The sequence below is a fragment of the Microbispora sitophila genome (genome assembly GCF_014892245.1).
Taxonomy (GTDB): domain Bacteria; phylum Actinomycetota; class Actinomycetes; order Streptosporangiales; family Streptosporangiaceae; genus Microbispora; species Microbispora siamensis.
Genome location: NZ_JADBGC010000013.1, coordinates 233,824 through 253,238 on the forward strand (window position 1 = coordinate 233,824; position 19,415 = coordinate 253,238).

The 19,415-nt window shown below is 71.8% G+C and carries 20 protein-coding genes and 1 pseudogene; 10 read left to right on the forward strand and 11 right to left on the reverse strand.

All coding sequences use genetic code 11. From position 1 onward, the window contains the following. Positions 1-3: 3 nt before the first annotated feature. Together IL992_RS24705 and IL992_RS24710 are read right to left on the reverse strand one after the other, a co-directional pair. Positions 4-408 (reverse strand): hypothetical protein, encoded by a 405-nt coding sequence (locus IL992_RS24705; RefSeq protein ID WP_193205743.1) that lies wholly within the window; start codon positions 406-408, stop codon positions 4-6. 80 nt (positions 409-488) lie between these two features. Beyond that, positions 489-923: a hypothetical protein gene (locus tag IL992_RS24710; RefSeq protein ID WP_226873686.1), complete on the reverse strand. Its 435-nt coding sequence runs from the start codon at positions 921-923 to the stop codon at positions 489-491. Between the two features lie 262 nt (positions 924-1,185). Between IL992_RS24710 and IL992_RS24715 the strand changes: the two genes are divergently transcribed. Next, entirely contained in the window at positions 1,186-1,542 is a 357-nt protein-coding gene (locus tag IL992_RS24715) for a hypothetical protein (protein ID WP_319018798.1), read from the forward strand. Positions 1,543-1,547: 5 nt separating this feature from the next. On the opposite strand, the gene IL992_RS24720 is transcribed toward IL992_RS24715, so the two are convergent. The 3 genes from IL992_RS24720 to IL992_RS24730 all read right to left on the reverse strand — a co-directional run bounded on the left by IL992_RS24720 (position 1,548) and on the right by IL992_RS24730 (position 4,087). Continuing rightward, positions 1,548-2,507 carry a hypothetical protein gene (locus tag IL992_RS24720; protein WP_193205744.1) on the reverse strand — a complete coding sequence of 320 codons (960 nt, stop codon included), beginning with the start codon at positions 2,505-2,507 and terminating at the stop codon, positions 1,548-1,550. A 100-nt stretch (positions 2,508-2,607) separates the two neighbouring features. Continuing rightward, a complete protein-coding gene (locus tag IL992_RS24725) occupies positions 2,608-3,438 on the reverse strand; it encodes a carbamoyltransferase HypF (RefSeq protein WP_226873687.1) in 831 nt (276 codons plus the stop codon). 94 nt (positions 3,439-3,532) lie between these two features. Beyond that, the gene (locus IL992_RS24730) at positions 3,533-4,087 is read right to left on the reverse strand and encodes a TetR/AcrR family transcriptional regulator (protein WP_193205746.1); all 555 of its coding nucleotides are present in this window, start codon (positions 4,085-4,087) and stop codon (positions 3,533-3,535) included. A 103-nt stretch (positions 4,088-4,190) separates the two neighbouring features. Between IL992_RS24730 and IL992_RS24735 the strand changes: the two genes are divergently transcribed. Continuing rightward, positions 4,191-4,673: a nuclear transport factor 2 family protein gene (locus tag IL992_RS24735; protein WP_193205747.1), complete on the forward strand. Its 483-nt coding sequence runs from the start codon at positions 4,191-4,193 to the stop codon at positions 4,671-4,673. A gap of 71 nt (positions 4,674-4,744) precedes the next feature. Here IL992_RS24735 and IL992_RS46485 read toward each other — a convergent pair whose 3' ends face one another. Both IL992_RS46485 and IL992_RS48515 read right to left on the reverse strand, forming a co-directional pair. Next, positions 4,745-4,984, reverse strand: coding sequence for a transposase (locus IL992_RS46485; protein WP_319018799.1), 240 nt, complete (start codon positions 4,982-4,984; stop codon positions 4,745-4,747). A 3-nt stretch (positions 4,985-4,987) separates the two neighbouring features. Beyond that, positions 4,988-5,650, reverse strand: a complete 663-nt coding sequence (locus IL992_RS48515; RefSeq protein ID WP_319018800.1) for an RNA-guided endonuclease InsQ/TnpB family protein — start codon at positions 5,648-5,650, stop codon at positions 4,988-4,990. 390 nt (positions 5,651-6,040) lie between these two features. Between IL992_RS48515 and IL992_RS24745 the strand changes: the two genes are divergently transcribed. After that, positions 6,041-6,559: a GNAT family N-acetyltransferase gene (locus tag IL992_RS24745; protein ID WP_226873688.1), complete on the forward strand. Its 519-nt coding sequence runs from the start codon at positions 6,041-6,043 to the stop codon at positions 6,557-6,559. A 22-nt stretch (positions 6,560-6,581) separates the two neighbouring features. On the opposite strand, the gene IL992_RS24750 is transcribed toward IL992_RS24745, so the two are convergent. Continuing rightward, positions 6,582-7,013 carry a MarR family winged helix-turn-helix transcriptional regulator gene (locus tag IL992_RS24750; protein ID WP_193205748.1) on the reverse strand — a complete coding sequence of 144 codons (432 nt, stop codon included), beginning with the start codon at positions 7,011-7,013 and terminating at the stop codon, positions 6,582-6,584. Positions 7,014-7,088: 75 nt separating this feature from the next. Between IL992_RS24750 and IL992_RS24755 the strand changes: the two genes are divergently transcribed. After that, the gene (locus IL992_RS24755) at positions 7,089-7,688 is read left to right on the forward strand and encodes a TIGR03086 family metal-binding protein (RefSeq protein ID WP_193205749.1); all 600 of its coding nucleotides are present in this window, start codon (positions 7,089-7,091) and stop codon (positions 7,686-7,688) included. On the opposite strand, the gene IL992_RS24760 is transcribed toward IL992_RS24755, so the two are convergent. Next, a complete protein-coding gene (locus IL992_RS24760; protein WP_193205750.1) occupies positions 7,664-9,094 on the reverse strand; it encodes an alpha/beta hydrolase family protein in 1,431 nt (476 codons plus the stop codon). The genes IL992_RS24755 and IL992_RS24760 overlap by 25 nt on opposite strands. Positions 9,095-9,172: 78 nt before the next feature. Between IL992_RS24760 and IL992_RS24765 the strand changes: the two genes are divergently transcribed. From IL992_RS24765 to IL992_RS24785, 6 genes and pseudogenes are all read left to right on the forward strand, one after another. Next, positions 9,173-9,736 (forward strand): ArsR/SmtB family transcription factor, encoded by a 564-nt coding sequence (locus tag IL992_RS24765; RefSeq protein WP_193205751.1) that lies wholly within the window; start codon positions 9,173-9,175, stop codon positions 9,734-9,736. A gap of 132 nt (positions 9,737-9,868) precedes the next feature. Then, positions 9,869-10,303: an ester cyclase gene (locus IL992_RS24770; RefSeq protein WP_193205752.1), complete on the forward strand. Its 435-nt coding sequence runs from the start codon at positions 9,869-9,871 to the stop codon at positions 10,301-10,303. Positions 10,304-10,393: 90 nt separating this feature from the next. After that, positions 10,394-10,870 (forward strand): annotated as a pseudogene (locus IL992_RS46490) (RNA polymerase sigma factor); the annotation flags it as partial. Between the two features lie 85 nt (positions 10,871-10,955). Continuing rightward, positions 10,956-11,639: a CU044_5270 family protein gene (locus tag IL992_RS46495; RefSeq protein ID WP_226873689.1), complete on the forward strand. Its 684-nt coding sequence runs from the start codon at positions 10,956-10,958 to the stop codon at positions 11,637-11,639. Positions 11,640-11,723: 84 nt separating this feature from the next. After that, on the forward strand, positions 11,724-13,496 hold the full coding sequence (locus IL992_RS24780; protein WP_226873690.1) for a family 43 glycosylhydrolase: 1,773 nt from the start codon (positions 11,724-11,726) through the stop codon (positions 13,494-13,496). 218 nt (positions 13,497-13,714) lie between these two features. Beyond that, positions 13,715-15,841: a glycoside hydrolase family 6 protein gene (locus tag IL992_RS24785; protein ID WP_193205753.1), complete on the forward strand. Its 2,127-nt coding sequence runs from the start codon at positions 13,715-13,717 to the stop codon at positions 15,839-15,841. A gap of 13 nt (positions 15,842-15,854) precedes the next feature. Here IL992_RS24785 and IL992_RS24790 read toward each other — a convergent pair whose 3' ends face one another. Together IL992_RS24790 and IL992_RS24795 are read right to left on the reverse strand one after the other, a co-directional pair. Then, positions 15,855-18,296, reverse strand: coding sequence for a DUF6185 family protein (locus tag IL992_RS24790; protein WP_193205754.1), 2,442 nt, complete (start codon positions 18,294-18,296; stop codon positions 15,855-15,857). 111 nt (positions 18,297-18,407) lie between these two features. Beyond that, positions 18,408-19,388, reverse strand: coding sequence for a lytic transglycosylase domain-containing protein (locus tag IL992_RS24795; protein WP_193205755.1), 981 nt, complete (start codon positions 19,386-19,388; stop codon positions 18,408-18,410). Positions 19,389-19,415: the final 27 nt, after the last annotated feature.

Sequence of the window (19,415 nt, forward strand, 5' to 3'; positions counted from 1 at the left end):
GCGTCAGGAGTCCGCTTCGCAGGACTCGAGAAGCCTCTGCACGTGCCAGCGGGCCGGTGTCGTCAGCTCGTCGACGTACCGGTCCAGCATGGCCGCGCACGCAACCGGGTCGGCGGTCTCGACGGACGGCAGGACCAGGATCTGCTCCTCGCCGTCCAGCACGAGGTCGCCCCGCACGCTGAACGTCCCCTCGGCGACCGCGACGGCGGTCTCGAACACGAGGTCGTGCCCCGGGAGCGCCAGCGCGGCGCCGAGCCGTACGGCGGGCCCGGCCAGGTCGGAGACGGGCTCGACGCGGACGTGGGGGAAGAAGTCGCGGGAGACGGACCGCCCCATCTCGCTGAACCGCGCCGCCGTTCGCATCAACGCTTCCAGGAGTTCGGCGGCACCCTGACTGTTGGCGTCCACCCCCGCAGGGTAGATCACGGAAAGTTGCGGTTTGGCCAAATATTTAGGTTGGACCGGAGATTTCGCCGAAAAGGGCGACCTCAGCGGAAGGCGTAGCACTCCACCTCGGCCCGCCGGCGGGTCAGCCCGCCGCTCACCGACTCCTCGACGCAGGAGCGCTGCGCGGCGCTGAGTTCGAGCACGCCGCACACGCTGACCCCGGAGTACGTGCGGCAGTCGAGGTTCGGGTTGAACGCGCCCACCTTGTACTGCTCGCGCACCTGCGTGCGGCAGCGTTGCCGCGCCTCCGGCGTCTTCGGGTAGCGGCATTGGCCGATGAGGATGTCGTACTGCTTCTGGCTCACCTCCTGCCGCTTCACGCCCCCCTTGGGCGGCACGGGCGCCTGCGGCGGACTCCCGGCCCACGGGCCGGTCCTCGGGTGGCCGCCGGTCCCGGCGGCCACCGAGGCGACCGCGGAGACCGTGCCGAGCATGGTCATCGCAGCGAGCACGGCGACAGCGACGATCTTTCTCATGGCGATCCTCCCGAGCAGGAACGTACCCACGGGCGAACGGCCGCCCCCGGCGCCGCGCCGAGCCCCGCATGGACGGTCGTGACCTTGTGTCATACCGACGTCGACACATTCAATACGAGGAGTAAATACAACATTGCGGAGTGTGATGGAAGACGATCAAGGGTAGGTGTGGCCACGGAACCGACGGGGACGGCGTTCGCGCCATTCACACCCGATTCTTCGGTTCGAAATCCGGTCATTTCCGACACAACGGAGCTTTTACGTGCGATTTGTTCACGCAATCACGACGGGCGCGCTGGTCATCACCGGGCTCACGATCACCGGCGCGGGCGCGACCGCGCTGGCCGACGCGGGCCCGCAGACCACGTCCCGCGCCGTCGTCGACGGCTACCAGGTCGTGACGCTGTCGAACGCGAACGTGCCGAACTTCACCCGGCGCACCGTGTACTGCCCCGCGGGCAAGCGCGCGGTGGGCGGCGGCGGCGAGGCGCAGGGCAACGACGCGGTCCTCGTGGGCAGCTTCCCCACCCCGGACGGCACCGGATGGATCGCACTCGGCCGGCAGAACTACTACAACACCGTCGGTATCAGCGTCTACGCCATCTGCGCCAACGCCTGATCGGATCACGCGAATCGCTTCACCCGGGGGGAACGGGCAGGCCCGCTCCCTCCGGGTGCGCGTCCGCGCCCGTACGGCCACGCGTACGGCGACGACCAGGACCGCCGCGCAGAGCAGGACCGCGAGCAGCACCGCGACGCCGTCGTCGTCGGGCAGGCCCGCACTCCAGCCCAGGAACGGCAGGAAGACGGCGGCGAACGCGGCGGGCGCCGCCACCGTCCCGACACGTCGCGTAGGGCGACCCCGTCGGTTCCGTTCGCCACGGCGACGACATGGCCGCCGGGCACCGCCTGGACGGCGACGGCCAGGGAGGCGGCCGGGCCGCTTCGCTCGCCCAGAGGATCGGGATTCTCGTAGACCCGGTCGAGCCAGCCCTGCCCGCCCCTGGAGATCTCCCAGGCGACCGTCCAGGTCGCTCCCCCGTCCGTGGTCTGCTCGACCCCGAGCCGGCCCGGTATGACCCGATAACAGCGCCTCGGCTCGGCGGGGACGCAGGCCCGGGTCGCCGGAGACGAGGACGGGGACGGCGAATCCTTCCACTCGTGCCAGGACCTCCCGCCGTCCTCGCTGGCGATCGCGGACCGGTCCCGCACCATGACCACGATCTCCCCGTCGCGCACCTCGACCGCCTGGGCGGACGTCGAGGCGGGCACCGCGCTGGTCGCGGTCACGGCGAAGACCGCAGCGGGCAGCACCGCCAACACGCGGGCCCGTGCGACGTCGCGGCGCGCGATCCCGGCCGCGTACGCCGCGAGCAGGGCCGGCAGCGGGGGTGCGACGAGCATGCCGGCGAGGTCGCTGAGCTTGCCGGTGAGCACGCCCGGCCACTGGGGTTTCAGCACCCGGTCGTTGACGATCAGCACGCCGATCGCCGCCACGGTCGCCGGGTGGCCGAGCCAGGCCGCCTGCGGGGCGCTCGGAACCATATCCAGGTGATTGCGGTCGCTCTGAAGACGATCACGCATTCGCCGATCGAAAGCGGCATTTACCCGCATGGCAGTAACTTTTCGGATAAGCCGCCCCGGCTCTGAAACAGGGCGTTTGTCGAACAATCCCCCGGTGCGCCTAGGGGGTGCTGACGGGCGACGGCGCCGGGCTCGCGGCCGGCTCCTTACTGATGAAGGGGGAGGATGTCCCGCCCAGGGCCAGACGCGCCGGCAACCCCGTCGTCCAGCTCTGACGCGCGCGCGCCAGCCCGCTCACCGTCAGCGTCCCGTCGCACGGCCACTCGTCGGCCCGCTCGCCCGACCGGTCCCATACGGCCAGCGGGCCGTCCAGGCGCGCGGTGAGCAGATACTGCAGCGGGGTGCGCGGCAGGAACAGGTCGACGTCGGGCGTCGCGCGCCGTACGGCCCGGGGAAGCACCGGCTCGCGCAGCCGCACCAGCGTGGCTGGCTCGGCACGCTCGACCAGCGCGCGCATGTCGGGCGCGGACAGGTTCGCCACCTCCCGGGCCATCGAGACGTTCCTGACCAGCACGCGTACCGGTCCGGACGCGCCGTCCATACGGGCCAGCGCCTGCTCGGATCTGGCGTCGCAGACGACCTGGTCGGCGAACAGGTCGCGCAGGCCGGCCACTCCCCCGGCCCCGATCGCGGCGACGGCCGCCGTCAGCGCGTCCGCACCCGTGATCGCCTCCCAGCGGAGGGCGGGGCCGCAGGCCGCGCAGCCCGCCGCGACGGATCCGGACCTGCGGACGTCCGGCTCCCGGCTCTCCCGTCCGCAGTCCTCGCACAGGACGACGGAGGGCACCTCGGCCGCGGGCGGCCGGCAGTCGTCGCAGCAGACGAGCGGATACAAGTACCTGCGGCCGGCCCGGTCGAACAGCTCACGCACGCAGGCCGAACAGAGCCCCCGCTCGTTTCGCCGAGCGGCGGGGGAAGCCGAGTTGACCATGGAAGCGGCACTGCCCCCGGCCGGTCGCTCTAATCACAGCCGCCACATGATTCTCAGAAGTGCCCTACCTGCGGTCATGCCGTACGGGGCCCGCTCAGCCGTCCGCGAGGGCGCGCAGGGACGGGCGGAGGGTCTCGGCGATCCGTTCTGGGGACGCGTCGCGCAGGGCCGTGAGGCCGAGCAGCTGATGGGCGATCGTCACGCCCAGCATCGTGCTGACCATCAGGGCGGCCCGTAGTTCGGCGTCGCCGGAGCCGATCGCGTCCGCCAGTTGCGCCACCTGGCCGTCGAGCTTGCCACGCACCTCCTCGGCGGCGTCGGGGTGGGTGAGCATGGAGCGCATCATCGCCAGCGTCGCCTGGGGCAGCGGCCCCATCTTCATGCCGATCCTGCCCAGCAGTTCCTCGACCGGCTCCAGCTCGCCGTCCAGCGGCGGGATCGACGGGATCCGCACGGCCTGCTCGAACAGCTCCTGCTTCGACCCGAAGTACTGCATGACCAGGGCCGGATCGACCTCCGCGGCCGCCGCTACGGCCCGGATCGTCGTGCGCTGGAAGCCACGCTCGGCGAAGATCGCCCGCGCCGCGGACAGGATGCGCTCCTCGGTGCGGCGCCGGCGCTCTGCCCGGCTCGTCGGCGTCCCCTCCACGTGACGACTCTACCGGCGTTGACCACATCGCCCCGTTCGCTCTACAGTCGTTGAGTCAACAATCGTTGAGCGAAAGCGTTTTTCGAGTGATTGGAGCGAACGCATGCAGCTCACCCCGCGCGAGGTCCTGGCCCGCTATCACCGGGCGATGGTCGACAGGTCGGCCGACGACCTCGCCGACCTCTACGCCGCCGATGCCCTGCACACGTTCCCGTTCCGGGCGCCGCTGTTCCCCGCCCGCCTGGAGGGACGGGAGGAGATCCGCGCCCTCTACCGCGCGACGTGGGGCGCGAGCCCCGTACGGCTCGCCGAGATCCACGACGTCGTCGTCCACGACGCGGCCGATCCCGAGGTCGTCACCGGGGAGTGGGAGGGCACCGGCACGGTCGAACCGGACGGCCGGCCGTTCCGGGCCACGGGCCTGCTGACCCTGCGCGTACGGAACGGCGAGATCGTGGAGACGCGCGACTACATGGACGTGTTCGGCACCTACCTTGCGATGGGCCGGCTGAAGGACGTCGTGGCCGCCGCGGAGAACGGCGCCGCGGAGAACGCCGCCGGGGAGAACGCCGCCGCCACGGCCTGATCGGGATCGCGCGCCTGCCCGCGGGCGCGGTCACAGTGACTCCTCCGCTCCCTGAAGGGAGCGGCTTCTCGCTAGGCCGCTTCCGCAGCGTCGCGAAGGGCAAGCCCTGCCCTGAGAATGTTGGTGGCCGCGTTCACGTCGGCGTGCGCCTCGTGGTCGCACGCCTGGCATCGGAACCGGGCTTGGGTGAGGCGGTTGTCCTTCGCGCGGTGCCCGCACCGCGAGCAGGTGCGGGAGGTGCCGGCGGGGTTGACTGCGATCAGCTCGCGACCGGCGCTTTCAGCCTTGTGCGCGAGTACACGCAGGAACACCCCTCAACCCGCGTCCAGGATGCTCCGGTTCAGCCCCGACTTGGCCGCGACATTCCGCGCAGGCTGGACGATCGTGCCCGACGCGGACCGGGTCATGTTCGCGATCCGCAGGTCCTCGTGCACGATCACGTCATACGCGCGGACCAGCGTGAGCGCCTGCTTGTGCGCGTAGTCCAGGCGCTGCCTTCGCACCTTCGCGTCCAGCGCCGCCACCCTCGCCGCCGCCGTGCGCCGCCGCCTGGACCCCCGTTTCTTGCGAGCGAGATCCCGCTGGACCGCCGCCAGACGGCCGGCGAACGCGGCCAGATGGCGCGGGTTGTCCAGAGGGTCACCGTCACTAGTGGTGACCAGCGAGGCCACGCCCATGTCGATCCCGACGGCCGCGCCCCGCGTGAAGAACGCCGCGAACGCCTTGTCCAACCGCCGCAGCGTGGCCTGCCGAGAGGAGAACGACCACCGGCCCTGACCCTCGGCGTCATCGGCCCGGATGTGCTTCAGCTCTGCGGACTGGTCACCGTACCGAACCGTGACGCCAGCCTTACGATAGGCCGTGCGGCGGTGCTCCAACGCCGCGTTGTAGAGCTGCCGATGATCGTCAAGACACGTGGCGAGCGAGATCTGCTGATGCCGGGTGGGACGCAGCAAGAACGTGAACGACCGCCGCACGCCCACCCCCTACGCTCAGTAGCCAGATCACCACAGTACTGGAAGGCGCCGACAAAACCCGGAGAGGGAGGAATCACCGGTCAGCAACAGCAGGCCGTCTCCTCCGCGCGACATGGATAGACGTGACCTCCTGGTATCTCGACCAGACCAGCCCCGCCGGCCTGCGGCCGGAACGGCCGCCCGCGCTCCCCGCACCACGTTGCACCCGAGGTCATACGCCGCCCCAGGGAGACGCGCACCTGACGAGTCACACGATCATCATGAAAGCGTCGTCCATCCAATCCATCGGTGAAAGGCATCCGCGATGAGCCCAGAGAGAAAACCAGACAGGGACGGCATTCCCCCGTCGCCTGAAGGCGACGGTCCCCTGCCGAGGTTCTGATGGTGACCATGACGATCTCGGGGATCGTGGTCCGGCGTGCGGGAGCGGCGGACGCCGCGGCCCTCGTCCGCCTGCGCGCCGTGATGCTGGAGGACATGGGGGCGGAGGTCGGGGACGAGAGCGCGCCGTGGCGGGCGTCGGCCGAGGCGTGGTTCACCCGGCGGCTGCGCGATCCGGGGGACTTCGCCGCTTTCGTGGTCGACGACCCGGAGCTCGGCGTCGTGAGCTGCGCGGCGGGCACCTGCGACCCCCACGCGCCGGGGCCGACGAACCCGAGCGGCCTGCAGGGCCACGTCTTCAACATCTGCACCGACCGGCGGCGCCGCCGGCTCGGCCTCGCGCGCGCCTGCCTCGACGCGCTGCTCGTCTGGTACCGCACCGAGACCGAGGTCCGGACGATCGACCTCAACGCGACGTCGTACGGGATCGAGCTGTATCAGTCCTTCGGATTCGACGCGCCGCGCTATCCGGCGCTCCAACTGCGGCTCGGCCCGCCGCTCGGTCACGGTTTCACGAGTAGCCGTTGATCCGCTCACGGATCAACGGGATTCACCGGAAGTCCTGCGCGGGCAGGGCCGACAGGACCCGCAGCGCCCGCAGGAACGCCTCCCTGTCGCCGTCCGGCAGCCGGGCGAGCACCCGCTCCTCCATCCGGCGGATGCCCGTCTGAGCCGCGTCCCGCACGCGGCGGCCCTCCGGCGTGATGGACAGGAGCCGGACGCGGCGGTCGGCCGGGTCCGGGCTCCGCTCGATCAGCCCTCTGCGCTGGAGGTCGTCCAGGACGCGGATGATGCGCGTCTTGTCCGCGCCGATCGACTCCGCCAGCGCGGCCTGGGTGCGCACCGGCCGCTCGTCAAGGCCGAGCAGCACGGCGTACGCCCACATCGACAGGTCGTGCTCCCGCAGGATCGGCGTCTCGGCGGCCATCAGCGCCCTGGTCAGGGGGGCCGCCATCGCGGCGAGATCGGGGCGGTCGGGCATGCCCACAGCTTAGGCATTGACATAGAAATAAGCATACACATATCGTCTGCAGGCGCTTACGATATTGGAGGAGAGATGGACATCAGGGAACTGGACCGGCGGGCCGTGCAGGCGAGCGTCGAAGTGGTGGCCGAGGTGCGCCCCGGCGACCTGGAGCGCCCGACACCCTGCGCGGGCTGGACCCTGGCCGACCTGCTCGCGCACATGACCGCCCAGCACCTCGGCTTCGCCGCCGCGGCGGAGGGCCGCGGGGCCGACCCCGACGCGTGGCGGGAGCGGCCCGCCCCCGACCCCGTCTGGGCCTATGCCGCCGCGGCCGAGCGCGTCACCGCCGCGTTCGCGGCCGAGGGGGTGCTCGACCGCGGGTTCGTCCTCCCCCCGCTGGGGGTGGACGCGCCGTTCCCGGCCGTGCACGCCATCGGCTTCCACTTCATCGACTACCTGGTCCACGGGTGGGACGTCGCCCGCGCGCTGGGGATCGCCTACGATCCCGACTCCGACCTGGCCGAGGCCGCCTGGCCGATCGCCCTGGCGGTGCCGGATGGCGACTACCGCGAGAGCCCGGGCGCCGCGTTCGCGCCGAGCGTGCCCGCCGCCCCGGAGGCCTCCCGCTTCGACCAGATCCTCGCCCGCCTCGGCCGGACCCCCGCTCACGGGAGCAGCAGGCCCCAGTAGAGAGACCATGGGAGGAACACGGCGCCGCCGGCGAGCAGGAGCCCGAGACGCGCCCGTTCGGTCCTCGTCCCGGCCCGCCGCCACGCCCGGACGGTTCGTACGAAGGCGGCCATCGTCGTCAGCGCCAGGATCTGCAGGGCCAGCCAGACGACCGGACGGCCGAGCAGCACCGGCCCCGGCGCGGCCAGCTTGCCTCCCGTCATGAGCAGGTAGAACAGGAAGGCGAACGACCCGAGCACCGCCACCAGCCCGGCGGCGCTGAGCACGCGCGGCGCCGCGGGCAGGACCGTACGGGATCGTTTCCGCAGCCGGCGGACGAGGGCGGTCACCGGGTAGGCGGCGAACGCCACGATCAGCAGCAGCATCACGGCCGACTGCACCGGGGCCGACTCCCACGGCGCCGGACGGTCCACCGGCACGGTGGGCGTCGCCTGCTCGGGCGCGGGGCCCGAGGTGCTCGCCAGCGGCGGCCGCCCCGCGCCCACCTCGCGAACCCAGGAGCCGACGAGGTCGGCGTACCCGGGAGCGAGGGCGGGAAGCCGGGTGACGCCGCCGTCGGGCGTGAGGTGGGCGGCGTGGTCGGCCCCGGGGAAGAACCGGAACGTGTAGTGCCGGTTGCCGCCCTTCTCCAGCGCCCGCGCGAAGATCGGCGGTGTCTCCTCCGGCGGCGTCAGCAGGTCGTGGACACCCCAGATGGCGAGCACCGGCTGCCGCACCGCGGCGAGGGTCGGCTCGGGGTCATACCAGGGCTCGGGGAACATGCCGCCGTCCGCGATCACCCGGTAGAGGTTCGGCTCGGCCCGTTCGACCAGCGATCCCGCCACCCCCACCTTGCGCAGGCCCGCGGCGACGGCCCAGGTCTGCTGCCGCAGCGGCGCGAGCGCGTTGGCACCGACGACCACGACGAACGCGACGTCCCGCGAGCGGGAGGCCGCGAGGGGCGCGACCCAGCCGCCCTCACTCAGCCCCCAGACACCCACCTTCGCCGGGTCCACACCCGGCTGCGACCGCAGCGCGGCCACCGCGCCCAGCGCGTCGTCCGCGAGCGCCGAGTAGGACCGGTGGAAGGTCGAGTAACCCTCCGATCTCTTGTCGTAGACGAGCACGGACACGCCCCTGCGGGCGAACTCCACGGCCTCGCCCATGAGCTTGGTGCGCGGCGTGCCGGTGCCCGCTCCGTGGACGAGCACCATGCCGGGCCGTCCGGACGGCACCTTCGCGGGTGACAACACCGTGCCGTGCAGGGTGAGGCCGCCGCTGCCGGGGAAGCTCACCTCCCTTCCGGTCAGGTCGGCGGGAACGGCGACCGCCTCTCCGGCGGCGGGGGGTGGCGGCGCGGCGGCGGCCGCAGCGGGGGCCGCCGTCAGGGCGAGAGCGAGGCCGAGGGCCAGGGCGATTCGACGCATGTGCCGACACTAATCTGCAGAGAACTATCGGCAAAGCGATCTCTGCAGATATCGTTCTGGAGGACTAGGGTGATCCTCATGAAGGACGAGGAGCCGTTCCTGCTCGACGATCCGGCCCGTCTCAAGGCGCTGGCCCACCCCATGCGGCGGCTCATCCTGCGCCACCTCGACATCCACGGGCCCGCGACCTCCACGACGATCGGCGAGCTGCTCGGCGCGAAGACCGGCACAACCAGCTACCACCTGCGCCAGCTCGAGAAGTACGGCTTCATCGAGGAGATCCCCGAGCGCTCGGGCGGCAGGGAACGCTGGTGGCGCAGGGCCGAGACCCCACGCGACATGCGCGCGCCGGCCCCCGCGCAGCTCGCCCCCGAGCACCGTCCGGTGCTGGAGGAGTTCCACCGCGTCGGCTTCGAGGAGGATCGGGCGCTCCTGGAGCGCTTCCCCGAGGCCTACCGGCGCGATCCCGACTGGGCCAAGGGCTCCCGCGGTCTCGGCCGGATGACGAAGGAGGAGTTCGCCGAGTTCTTCGACGCCTACGTCGCGCTGCTGCTCAAGTACAGCCACCGGGCGCAGGACGCCCCGCCCGGCGCGCGACCCCTCTACATCCGGATGTTCGCCCTCCCCGCCGACGAGTCCTGAGCCCCCTCGCACTCACACGGCCCAGCCTGTGAGCTGGGTTATCGTGAAAATGCCGCCGATGTCCGGACGCCGCCCTGCCGGTCACGGCGCACGCGCCATACGGCCGCTCTCGTCGGGGGAAGGGAACGTCCGATGTCCGAAGTGCTCCGTGCCGTCGACAGGCTGAGACAGGCCATCAACCGTCATGACCTCGACGCCTTGGCACAGTGCTTCGACGAGCGGGCCGTTCTGGTGGCCCCCGACGGCGTCGCCGAGAACAGGGAGGAGATCGCCTCCTACTACGGCGAGTGGATGGAGGCGTTCCCCAACATGGTGATCACACCGCAGTCGGTGACCATGTTCGGGGACACGATTGCGGCGGAGTTCACGATCAGCGGCACGCACAAGGGGCCGCTGCTCGTCCCCGGCGGGGACGTGCTGGAGGGCACCGGGCGCTCCATCCTCGTGCGCTCGTGCAGCTTCTCCACCGTGGAGGACGGGCTGATCCTCAGCCATCGGCTCTTCTACGACCAGCTGGAGATGGCGGCCCAGATCGGCGGCTGCCTCTGGTTCGGCGACGCCTCGTAACGGGCCACCGCGCGGGAAGGCTCCAACCGGCCGCGAACTCATTCCCCCTCATCGGGTGAAAGCGGGTAGCCGGATGGATGGAGCCCCCACGTGATCCCCGAAGCACCACCCAACCACGTCCACGACGCCGAGCTGATCAGGCGGTCCCGGCGCGACCCCGAGGCCTTCGCGGACCTGTTCGACCGGCACGCCTCCGCCCTGCACCGGTACGTCGCCCGCCGTCTGGGCGCGTCCCTCGCCGACGACGTCGTCTCCGACACGTTCCTGACCGCCTTCCGCAAGCGCGACCGCTACGACCTGACTCAGCCGGACGCGCGCCCGTGGCTGTACGGCATCGCCGCGAACCTCATCGGACGGCACCGCCGCACGGAGATCCGGTTGTACCGGGCGCTGGCGAGGACCGGGGTGGACGAGGTCGCCGAGCCGTACGCCGACCGCGTCGACCAGCGGGTGTCCGCGCAGGGCACGCAGCGCGGCCTGGCCGAGGCGCTGGCCGGGCTGTCGGCGGGTGACCGGGACGTGCTGCTGCTCGTCGCTTGGGCCGACCTCACCTACGAGGAGATCTCCAGGGCGCTGGACATACCGATCGGGACCGTGCGCTCGCGATTACACCGGGCGCGGACGAAGAGCCGAATCGCGGCCGCGACCGGCCGTGCCCCGGCCGGACCAGTGGCACTACACCAGGACGCTGGACAAGCAGGCCAACGAGGATCCCGGCTCCCCCGGCACGACGCGGGAAGGCTGGATCCGCTACGACGGGAAGCAGGCCGCCGGCTACGGCGAGGACGGCCGGATGCACGTCAGCGACGTGCCACCGGACCCCGGCGACGACGACCTGTCCCCCCAGCAGTACGACGCGAAGCTGCGCCGGCTCCCCACGGACCCGGAGAACCTGCTGGCCCACGTCAGCGGCGACCGGCACTGGATCGACCTGCCGGTCGAGGAGGGTGTGAAGAAGAACGTCGAGCCCCCGAACGCGCGGGCCTTCCGCGTGATCTTCCTCTACCTCGAACGGCACGTGGTCATGCCGCCGAAGCTGGAGGGGGCCATGTTCCGGGCGCTGATGAAGATCCCCCGGATGGTGGTCGAGAAGGACGTCGCCGACGCGGCCGGACGGCGCGGCCTGGGGATTCGCTTCGACTGGGGTGGCGATCCCGGCACCCTGAGCTACCACATCCTCGATCCCCGCACCTACCGCTACCTCGGCAGCCGCAGGGTGTGGCTGCGTGACGAGCACGTGGACGGCGATCCGGAGCCGGCCTTCCGGGCGGGCTCGGTGTGGACGACCGCCCTGCTGGCCTCCGGCATCGTGGACCGGCCCGGCCAGCGGCTCTGACTGCGGACCGTCTGCTATGTACAACGTTGAATACAACGTTGTACAAAGGCTGGCACAAGGATCGTCCGCACGCGGGAGACACGTATGGGTGCCAGGGTCGTCCAACGCAGGATCGTTCAACGCATGGTCGCGGCGTGCGCCGGACTCGTCTGCCTCCTCACGGCCGCTCCGGCCGCCGCCGCGCCGCCGGGACCGGCGGGTCCCGGTTCCTACGTCAACCCGGTCAGCCGTCCCTTCGCCGACACCTTCGCCGACCCCTCGATCATCAAGGGCGAGGACGGCTGGTGGTACGCGTACGGGACCAGCGACCCCCTGCGGGAGGGCGAGCGGACCCCCCACTACCTGCCGATCTCCCGGTCGCGGAACCTCAGCGACTGGACGTACGTGGGCGACGCCTTCTCCCCCGCGACGCTGCCGAAGTGGGCCGACACGGCGGGGGGCGCGAGCCTGTGGGCGCCGGACGTCCGCCGCGTGAACGGCGAGTATCGCCTGTACTACGTCGTCACCCAGACCACGGTCACACCGGAGCCGAACGACAACGCGATCGGCGTCGCCACGGCGCCCACCCCCGCGGGGCCGTGGACGGACTCCGGGGCGCCGGTCGTCGGCCCGCGCCACGGCCCCGGCGGCACGGGCGACTTCAAGTGGACCTTCGACCCCGCGCACGCGGTCGACACCGACGGCGCCGAATACCTGGTCTACGGCTCCTACTACGGCGGAATCCTCATCACCCGGCTGGACGCCACGGGCACCCGCGCCGTAGGCGAGCCGACGATGATCGCGATCGACAACCGTTTCGAGGGCGGCTACCTGGTGCGCCGGGGCGGCTATTGGTACCTGTTCGCCTCCTCGGCCGACTGCTGCGCGGGCCCGACCACCGGATACAGCGTCTACGCCGGGCGGTCCCGCTCGATCACCGGTCCGTACGTCGACCGGGAGGGCGTGCCGCTGAACACCTCGCGGGCCGGCGGCACGATCGTGATCGCGCCGAACGGCAACCGCTGGGTCGGCACCGGGCACAACGCGGTCGTGACCGACCCGGCCGGCCAGGACTGGCTGGTCTACCACGCCATCGACCGAGACGATCCCTACCTCGACGAGCCGTACGGCATCAACGAGCGGCCCATGCTCATCGACCGGCTCGACTGGGTCGACGGCTGGCCGACCGTACGCGGCGGGGCCTGGGCGTCGGAGGACCCGCAGCGGGCGCCGGGCCGGAAGGTTCCCGTGAAGGCGGCGCCCCTTCCCCGGCTCGGCCCGCTCGACCCGAGCCGCAGCGACGAGTTCGACGGGCGACTGCGCCCGGGCTGGACCTGGGTCCGCGCGCCGCAGGGCGAGCTGTCGGGCGGGGCTCTGCGCTGGCCCACCCAGGACGCCGAGCTCAACAGGGAGAACAACACCGCATCGGTGCTGCTGCGCGAGGCCCCCGAGGGCGACTGGACGGCCGAGACCAAGCTCACCATCGACCTCGGGACCGACACCGTGCGCAACTACCAGCAGGCGGGCCTGATCGCCTACGCCGGAGACGACCTCTACACCAAGCTCGTCCACGTCGCGATCTGGAACACCCGGCAGACCGAGTTCGGCAAGGAGATGCCGTACGCCGGGCGGATCGCGTACGGGGGCACGATCGTCGGGCCGCCCGCCGACACGACGTGGCTGCGCCTCGTCCACCGGGTCGACCGGCACAACGGAGAGCACGAGCTGCGGGCCGCCACCAGCCGTGACGGCCGCACCTGGACCTACGGCGGCGTGTGGACCCTGCCCGCCGACGCCGATCTGCGCGTCGGTCTCATCTCGCTGGGCGGCGCGGGAGCCACGGCCGAGTTCGACTACTTCCACCTGCACCGCCGCTGAATATTTCACCGAATTCGGCGCCGGCCGGCGGATCCCGTACGGCGTTTCCCGAGGTGCCGCACGACTTCGACCAATTTGCTCGGGAAAGGGATATTTCCGCTTCGGCGAATCGTGTACATGAGCCGGGCGATTGCCGAATCTGGGGAGCGTCGGCGCCCTGCGCGAACCGGAACGGGCGCCGGACGCCACCGGTCACCTCACCCGGGAGACGATCGCCCATGCCCTTCGGCCACCACCGGTTCGTCCGCAGGATTCTGACGGCCGCCGCGGCGGTCGTGCCCGCCGCGGCGGCGGCCGCGGCGGGACCGGTCCTGGGCACGACGTCCGCGGACGCCGCGGTCACCTGCCAGGTGACCTACGCGAGCACCCAGTGGGGAACGGGTTCCGGCGGCTTCACGGCCGGGATCACCGTCAGGAACACCGGCGAAACGCTGTCCGGCTGGAAACTGACCTTCACGTTCCCCGGCTCGCAGAAGCTCACGCAGGGCTGGTCGGCCCGGTGGACCCAGCTCGCCGACCACGTCATGGCCGAGAACGAGCCCTGGAACGGCACGGTGGCGTCCGGCGGGTCCTTGCAGCTCGGGTTCAACGGCACCTGGACCGGGAGCAACCCGCCGCCCACGGACTTCGCCTTCAACGGGGTGCCCTGTCAGGTCACCGTGCCGGGCACGTCGCCGAGCCCGTCCGCCAGTCCCAGCGCGAGCCCCTCGCCCGGCCCGCTGCGGATCGTCATCGAGCCCAGGACGGTCACCGTGCCCGAGGGTGGCACGGCGAGCGTCCAGGTGTGGCTCAACCGCAGGCCCGAGGGCACGGTGCGCGTCGGCACCGCCAACGTGTCCGGCGACAAGGATCTGACGGTCGTCACCAGCCCGTCCTTCACCCCGGACAACTGGAACGTCCCGCAGTCCCTCACCGTGGCCGCCGCCGAGGACGACGACGCGGTGAACGGCAGCGCCACCTTCGACACGCGCAGCAGCCAGGCCACCGCGCCCAGCGCCGTGCTGTGGACCGCCACCGAGCAGGACAACGACACCGCCGGTCCGTCCCCGAGCCCGAGTCCGAGCGGGGACGTGCCGGTGGACAACCCGTTCATCGGCGCCAAGGGGTACGTCGACCCCGATTGGGCCGCCGACGTGGAGTCCTCGGCGGCGAAGGTGGACGACGCGACCGCGCAGAAGATGCGCGGCCTGAAGAAGACGCCCACCGCGGTCTGGCTGGACCGGATCGCGGACGTCAGCGGCGGCGCCGGGGCCGCCCGTACGCTGAAGGACCACCTCGACTCCGCGGTGGAGCAGGGGGCCGGATACATCACGCTCGTCCTCCACGACCTGCCCGACCGCGACTGCCGGTCGCTGGTCTCCACCGCCGAGCTGCACGAGCAGGAGAACGGCCTCAACCGCTACAAGGCCGAATTCGTGGACCCCGTCGCCGCCCTCCTGGCCAGGCCCGAGTATCGGAACCTGCGCGTCGCGGCCGTCGTCGAGCCGCGGGCCCTGACCGACCTCATCGTGGGAGGCGTGGACACCTACCCGTGTAACCAGGCGGCGCAGTCGGGCGTGTACGTGATGGGCATCCGCTACGCCCTCGACAAGCTCTCCCCCCTGCCCAACGTCTACACGTACCTCGACGCGGGCAGCGCGGGATGGGCCGGCTGGGAGACGAACCTCACCGCGCTCGCGACCTCCATCACCGAGACCGTGCGCGGCACGACGGCGGGCCTGAACAGCCTCGACGGCATCGCCACGAACGTCGCGGACTACGTCCCCCTCGAGGAACCCTTCCTGACCGACCCGGAGCAGACCGTGGCCGGCCAGCCGATCAAGCAGAGCAGGTTCGTCGACTGGAACCCCTACCTGAACGAACGGGACTACGCCGTCGCGATGCGGAGCGCCCTGATCGCCAAGGGCTTCTCCAGCCTGCTCGGCGTGGTCGTCGACACCTCCCGCGACGGCTGGGGCGGGCCGGCTCGGCCCACCGCGGTGAGCACCTCGCTCGACGTCAACACCTACGTGGACCAGAGCCGTGTCGACAGGCGTCCGTCGCGGTCCGCGATGTGCAACCAGAAGGGCGCGGGGCTGGGGGCGCGGCCGGTCGCCGCTCCCGTCCCCGGCGTCGACGCCTACCTGTGGATCAAGCGGCCCGGCGAGTCGGACGGCGCGGGCGGACCGATCCTGCCCGAGGGCTCCGACCGGCTGCTCGACCGCATGTGCGACCCCAATGGCTCCCTCACGCCCTGGTCGAACGGGTTCCGGCCGACCGGCGCCCTCCCCGACGCGCCGCTGGCGGGCGACTGGCACCACGCGCAGTTCGTGATGCTGGTGAACAACGCCTACCCCGCGCTGTGAGCCCGTGTGAGTCCTACTTGTCCACCCGGCCCAGCAGCACCTGCGCGTCGGCGCTGATCGGCGTCTGGGCCGAGGTGTCCACCTGAGAGGTGATGTCGATGCCGTTCTTGAGCTGGCTCCACAGCCCGAGGATGGCCGCCGCCTGCGCGACGATGAGCGCGATCCCGCTGCCCGCCGTACCGAGCCGGTAGACGACGGCCACGGGGGTGAGCCGCGACGCGAGACCACCCGGGCGGGTCTGGAGGGTCCGCGCGTCCATGAGGACGGCGACGACGGTGAGCACCAGGAACAGCAGCAGCACCCGCACGAGCGAGCCGCGCACGGGGGCCTGGCCGATGACGTTGTTCAGTACGGCGTGCGCCCCCGTCGCCGCGGCGTACGCGAGGACCGGTACGACGCCCTTGAGATAGCCGCGCCTGCCGGGCAGGCGACGCCACAGCGCGCCCAGCACGAAGCCCGCCACCGGCCAGATCAGCAGCCCGCCGATCAGGTCGCCGGCCAGGCCGTAGAACCCGTTGGGATCGCCGAGCCGGTCGAGCCAGCCGTCGCGCCCCCGGCTGTCGGTGCTCCAGGTGGCCCAGATGAGGAACACGGCGGCGGGCGCGCCCACGTAGGACGCGTACCGGGCGGCGAGCCGCGCGTTCGCCCACCACGACACGCCCGGGCCGCGCGACAGCGCCACGTCGAGCGGGCTGAGCCCGTCCTCCCTGTCGGGATCGAGGCCGATCTCGATGCGGAGCCGGCGGATGCGGTCGACGACCGGCCCGTTCTCCTTGGTGTGTTCCGCGTCGTCGATCTCCCCCGCCGCCCAGCGCCGCCGCAGCCCCTTCTCCCTCTGCTCCAGGTCGCGGTACTCGTCCACGATCATCGCGAGCCGGCGGCGTGACACGCCCGGGTCGGCGACCTCGGCCCGTCGCGTCAGCCGCAGCAGCAGGGGCAGCGCGGCCAGCCCCACGAGCCCGGCGAGCGGAAAGGGCATCCCCGCGTACGTGTTGAGCCACCTGATCGTGCCCACGACGAACACGAACACCAGGAGCCACACGGTGGACGGCCCGACGGAGTCCGTACGCCGCCCGTGCAGGCGAAGCAGCAGCAGAAGCAGGAGCACCACCAGCGGCCACATCAGGGAGGAGAGGCCACGCAGCAGGAAATAGGGCGACGCCGCCTCGTCCGGCAGGACGCCCGAGCGCGATCCTGTGACGACCGCGTGGGCCACGTAGGCCAGGGTCATCAACGCGAGGCCGGGGACGCTCCAGCGCAGCAGGACGCGTACGGCGCGCGGCGTCCTGCCCCGGACGCGGGCGGCTCGGACCGCGATCGCCCATGCCGCCCCGGAGAGCAGCAGCGCGGTCGCCACCGCCGACGCCACCCACAGGGGGCCCCATGGCTCGGCGTAAAGGGCTCGTGCGGCCAGGATCCCCAGGCTGCCGGCGACGGCGAGCACCGCGCCGGCGAGCATCGGGCCGCCCCGCCTGAGGCCGGTGCGCCACAGCCCCCACACCGCCAGGCAGAGCGGCGCCCCCACGACGAGGATCGCCAGCGTGTCCAGCACGCCGATCAGGATGGCCAGGAACAACGTGCCGGTGAGCCCACCCGCGACCAGCATCGTCTCCGCCGCCGTGATCATCGCCAGGGCGCCGAGGGTGATCCGGATGAGGACGCGCTCGTCCCGGTCGGCCGAACGCCAGTGGAGCAGCACGAGCAGTACGGCCAGCAGCAGGTAGGGCAGCGCGAAGCCCAGGTAGGTCGCGACCAGGAGCACGTTCTGCCCTCGCAGGCCGACCCAGCGCTGGAACGCCTCCCGCGCCGACAACGACAGCGCGACCTCGACGCGCGGCGGTTCGGCGCCGTTCCGCCAGACGTAGGTGCCGCCGGGCAGCACCTCCGACGGCAGGGGCGTCACAGTGCGCACCCGGGACTCCGGCGTCTTGACGGCAACGGTCCGCCAGCGCGCCCCGGCCAGCCCGGGCGGCATGGCCCCGAACGCGGGCAGCAGCGCGACGAACCGGGTTCCGCCCGACTCGCGGCTCGACCACAGCCCGGCGGACTCCCCGCCCCCTTGGATGTCGTACAGGTCCAGACGACTCTCCTGCGTGCTCTGGACCACCACTTCGGTGCCGTCGGCCGACATCGTGACGCTCGGCGTGCCGCCGTCCGGCAGCAGGCAGCCGACCGCGCTCCCGTCGCCGAGCAGGGCGGCGGCTCCGGGCCAGTCGCGGGGCACGCCGACCCGCGTCGTGCTCGTCATCACGGTGGTGTCGTGGCCGCGTTCCGCGACGGTCACGGACGTCTCCACCCACGACGAGCGGGGAGGCCCGAACCCGCAGTCCATGTCGTCCGCGAGCGCCGGACGCGGGTTCAGTGACAGCAGGCCGAACACCACCGCGATGAGCAGCGCGGCTTCGCGTAGCAGCGCGAGGGGCTTCGTCCCGGCATCCGTCGTCAGCCGCCGCACAACCGACCTCCCGTACGCGATCGATCCCCAAAAGATGAGTCGCACGGAAAGCGGCATTGGTTACGGACCCGGCCGGCGCGCCGGGCGAGAACTCCCGACGCCACCCTGTCGTCAGGGGCCGGTCAGGCGGCGCTCGCCCTTCGTCGTGATCACGTAGACCTGCCAGGTGTAGTAGGCGTAGTAGTTCCTGATGTCCCGCTTCATCTGGCGCGCGTGCAGCAGAACCGCGTCGACGTACGCCTGGGAGTGGTTGTAGGCGTACAGCGCGCGCCGGTAGTCGCCCGGCGCGCCCGACGCGTGGAGGTAGTTGGCCGCGGCGAGCAGGGCGTCACCGGTGTCGTTGATGTCGCCGCCCATGCCGTACGCCTTCCAGGTGCCCGGCATGAACTGCATCGGCCCCTTGGCTCCCACGTAGCTCGGCGAGCGCACCCGCCCGAACTTGGTCTCCACGAGCATCACCGCCGCCAGCACCTCCCACTCGACGCCGAACCTGCGCTCGGCGCGCCGGAAGCCGGCGAGCAGGGCGTCGGCGGGCTCCGGCGACTCGACCTTGATCTTGATCGGCCCGCTGACGGGATGGGCGAGGGAGAGCAGGTCGCGGATGGCCGTCACGTTGTCCCGCGCCCGCGCGGCCGCCTCCTTCGGCAGTTCGCCGTAGGTGCGGGACGCGACCTTGGGATTGCGGGCGAGATAGCGGTAAACGCGCTGCTCGTACAGGGACAGCAGGACCACCGGCTCGGGCGCCTCCCCCTTGGCGGGGTCGCCCGTACGCCTCCAGTCGTCGATCGCGTCACGCAGTCGCTCCCCCGTACGGGTGAGAGCGTCGGCCAGCCGCTTGGGGTCCTTGGGGATCGCCTCGTCCGGCGCGGGCAGGTCGTCCCGTACGGACGGCTCCGGCGCCGGCCCCTCCGGACTCGCGGAGGAACGTGCCGACGCGGGCGGGGTCACGCTCTCGCGGGAGGCGACCGAGGCGGCCTCCCCCGCTGAGCCGGCGCATCCCGAGAGCGGGACGACCACGGCGGCGAGGGCGGCGGCCAGCAGCGTGCGGCGCGGCATCGGCGGTGAGATCACGGCAGGCTGATCGTTCATCATCGTCACCAACGTATGCCCAGCGGCGAC

Bases quoted from the DNA above. Each gene is read 5' to 3' on its own strand.
- IL992_RS24780 (WP_226873690.1), top strand. From the start codon at position 11,724: ATGGGTGCCAGGGTCGTCCAACGCAGGATCGTTCAACGCATGGTCGCG.
- IL992_RS24750 (WP_193205748.1), bottom strand. From the start codon at position 7,013: ATGCCCGACCGCCCCGATCTCGCCGCGATGGCGGCCCCCCTGACCAGG.
- IL992_RS24770 (WP_193205752.1), top strand. From the start codon at position 9,869: ATGTCCGAAGTGCTCCGTGCCGTCGACAGGCTGAGACAGGCCATCAAC.
- IL992_RS24785 (WP_193205753.1), top strand. From the start codon at position 13,715: ATGCCCTTCGGCCACCACCGGTTCGTCCGCAGGATTCTGACGGCCGCC.
- IL992_RS24765 (WP_193205751.1), top strand. From the start codon at position 9,173: ATGAAGGACGAGGAGCCGTTCCTGCTCGACGATCCGGCCCGTCTCAAG.
- IL992_RS24735 (WP_193205747.1), top strand. From the start codon at position 4,191: ATGCAGCTCACCCCGCGCGAGGTCCTGGCCCGCTATCACCGGGCGATG.
- IL992_RS24760 (WP_193205750.1), bottom strand. From the start codon at position 9,094: ATGCGTCGAATCGCCCTGGCCCTCGGCCTCGCTCTCGCCCTGACGGCG.
- IL992_RS24745 (WP_226873688.1), top strand. From the start codon at position 6,041: ATGACGATCTCGGGGATCGTGGTCCGGCGTGCGGGAGCGGCGGACGCC.
- IL992_RS24725 (WP_226873687.1), bottom strand. From the start codon at position 3,438: ATGGTCAACTCGGCTTCCCCCGCCGCTCGGCGAAACGAGCGGGGGCTC.
- IL992_RS24720 (WP_193205744.1), bottom strand. From the start codon at position 2,507: ATGCGTGATCGTCTTCAGAGCGACCGCAATCACCTGGATATGGTTCCG.
- IL992_RS24755 (WP_193205749.1), top strand. From the start codon at position 7,089: ATGGACATCAGGGAACTGGACCGGCGGGCCGTGCAGGCGAGCGTCGAA.
- IL992_RS24710 (WP_226873686.1), bottom strand. From the start codon at position 923: ATGAGAAAGATCGTCGCTGTCGCCGTGCTCGCTGCGATGACCATGCTC.
- IL992_RS24795 (WP_193205755.1), bottom strand. From the start codon at position 19,388: ATGATGAACGATCAGCCTGCCGTGATCTCACCGCCGATGCCGCGCCGC.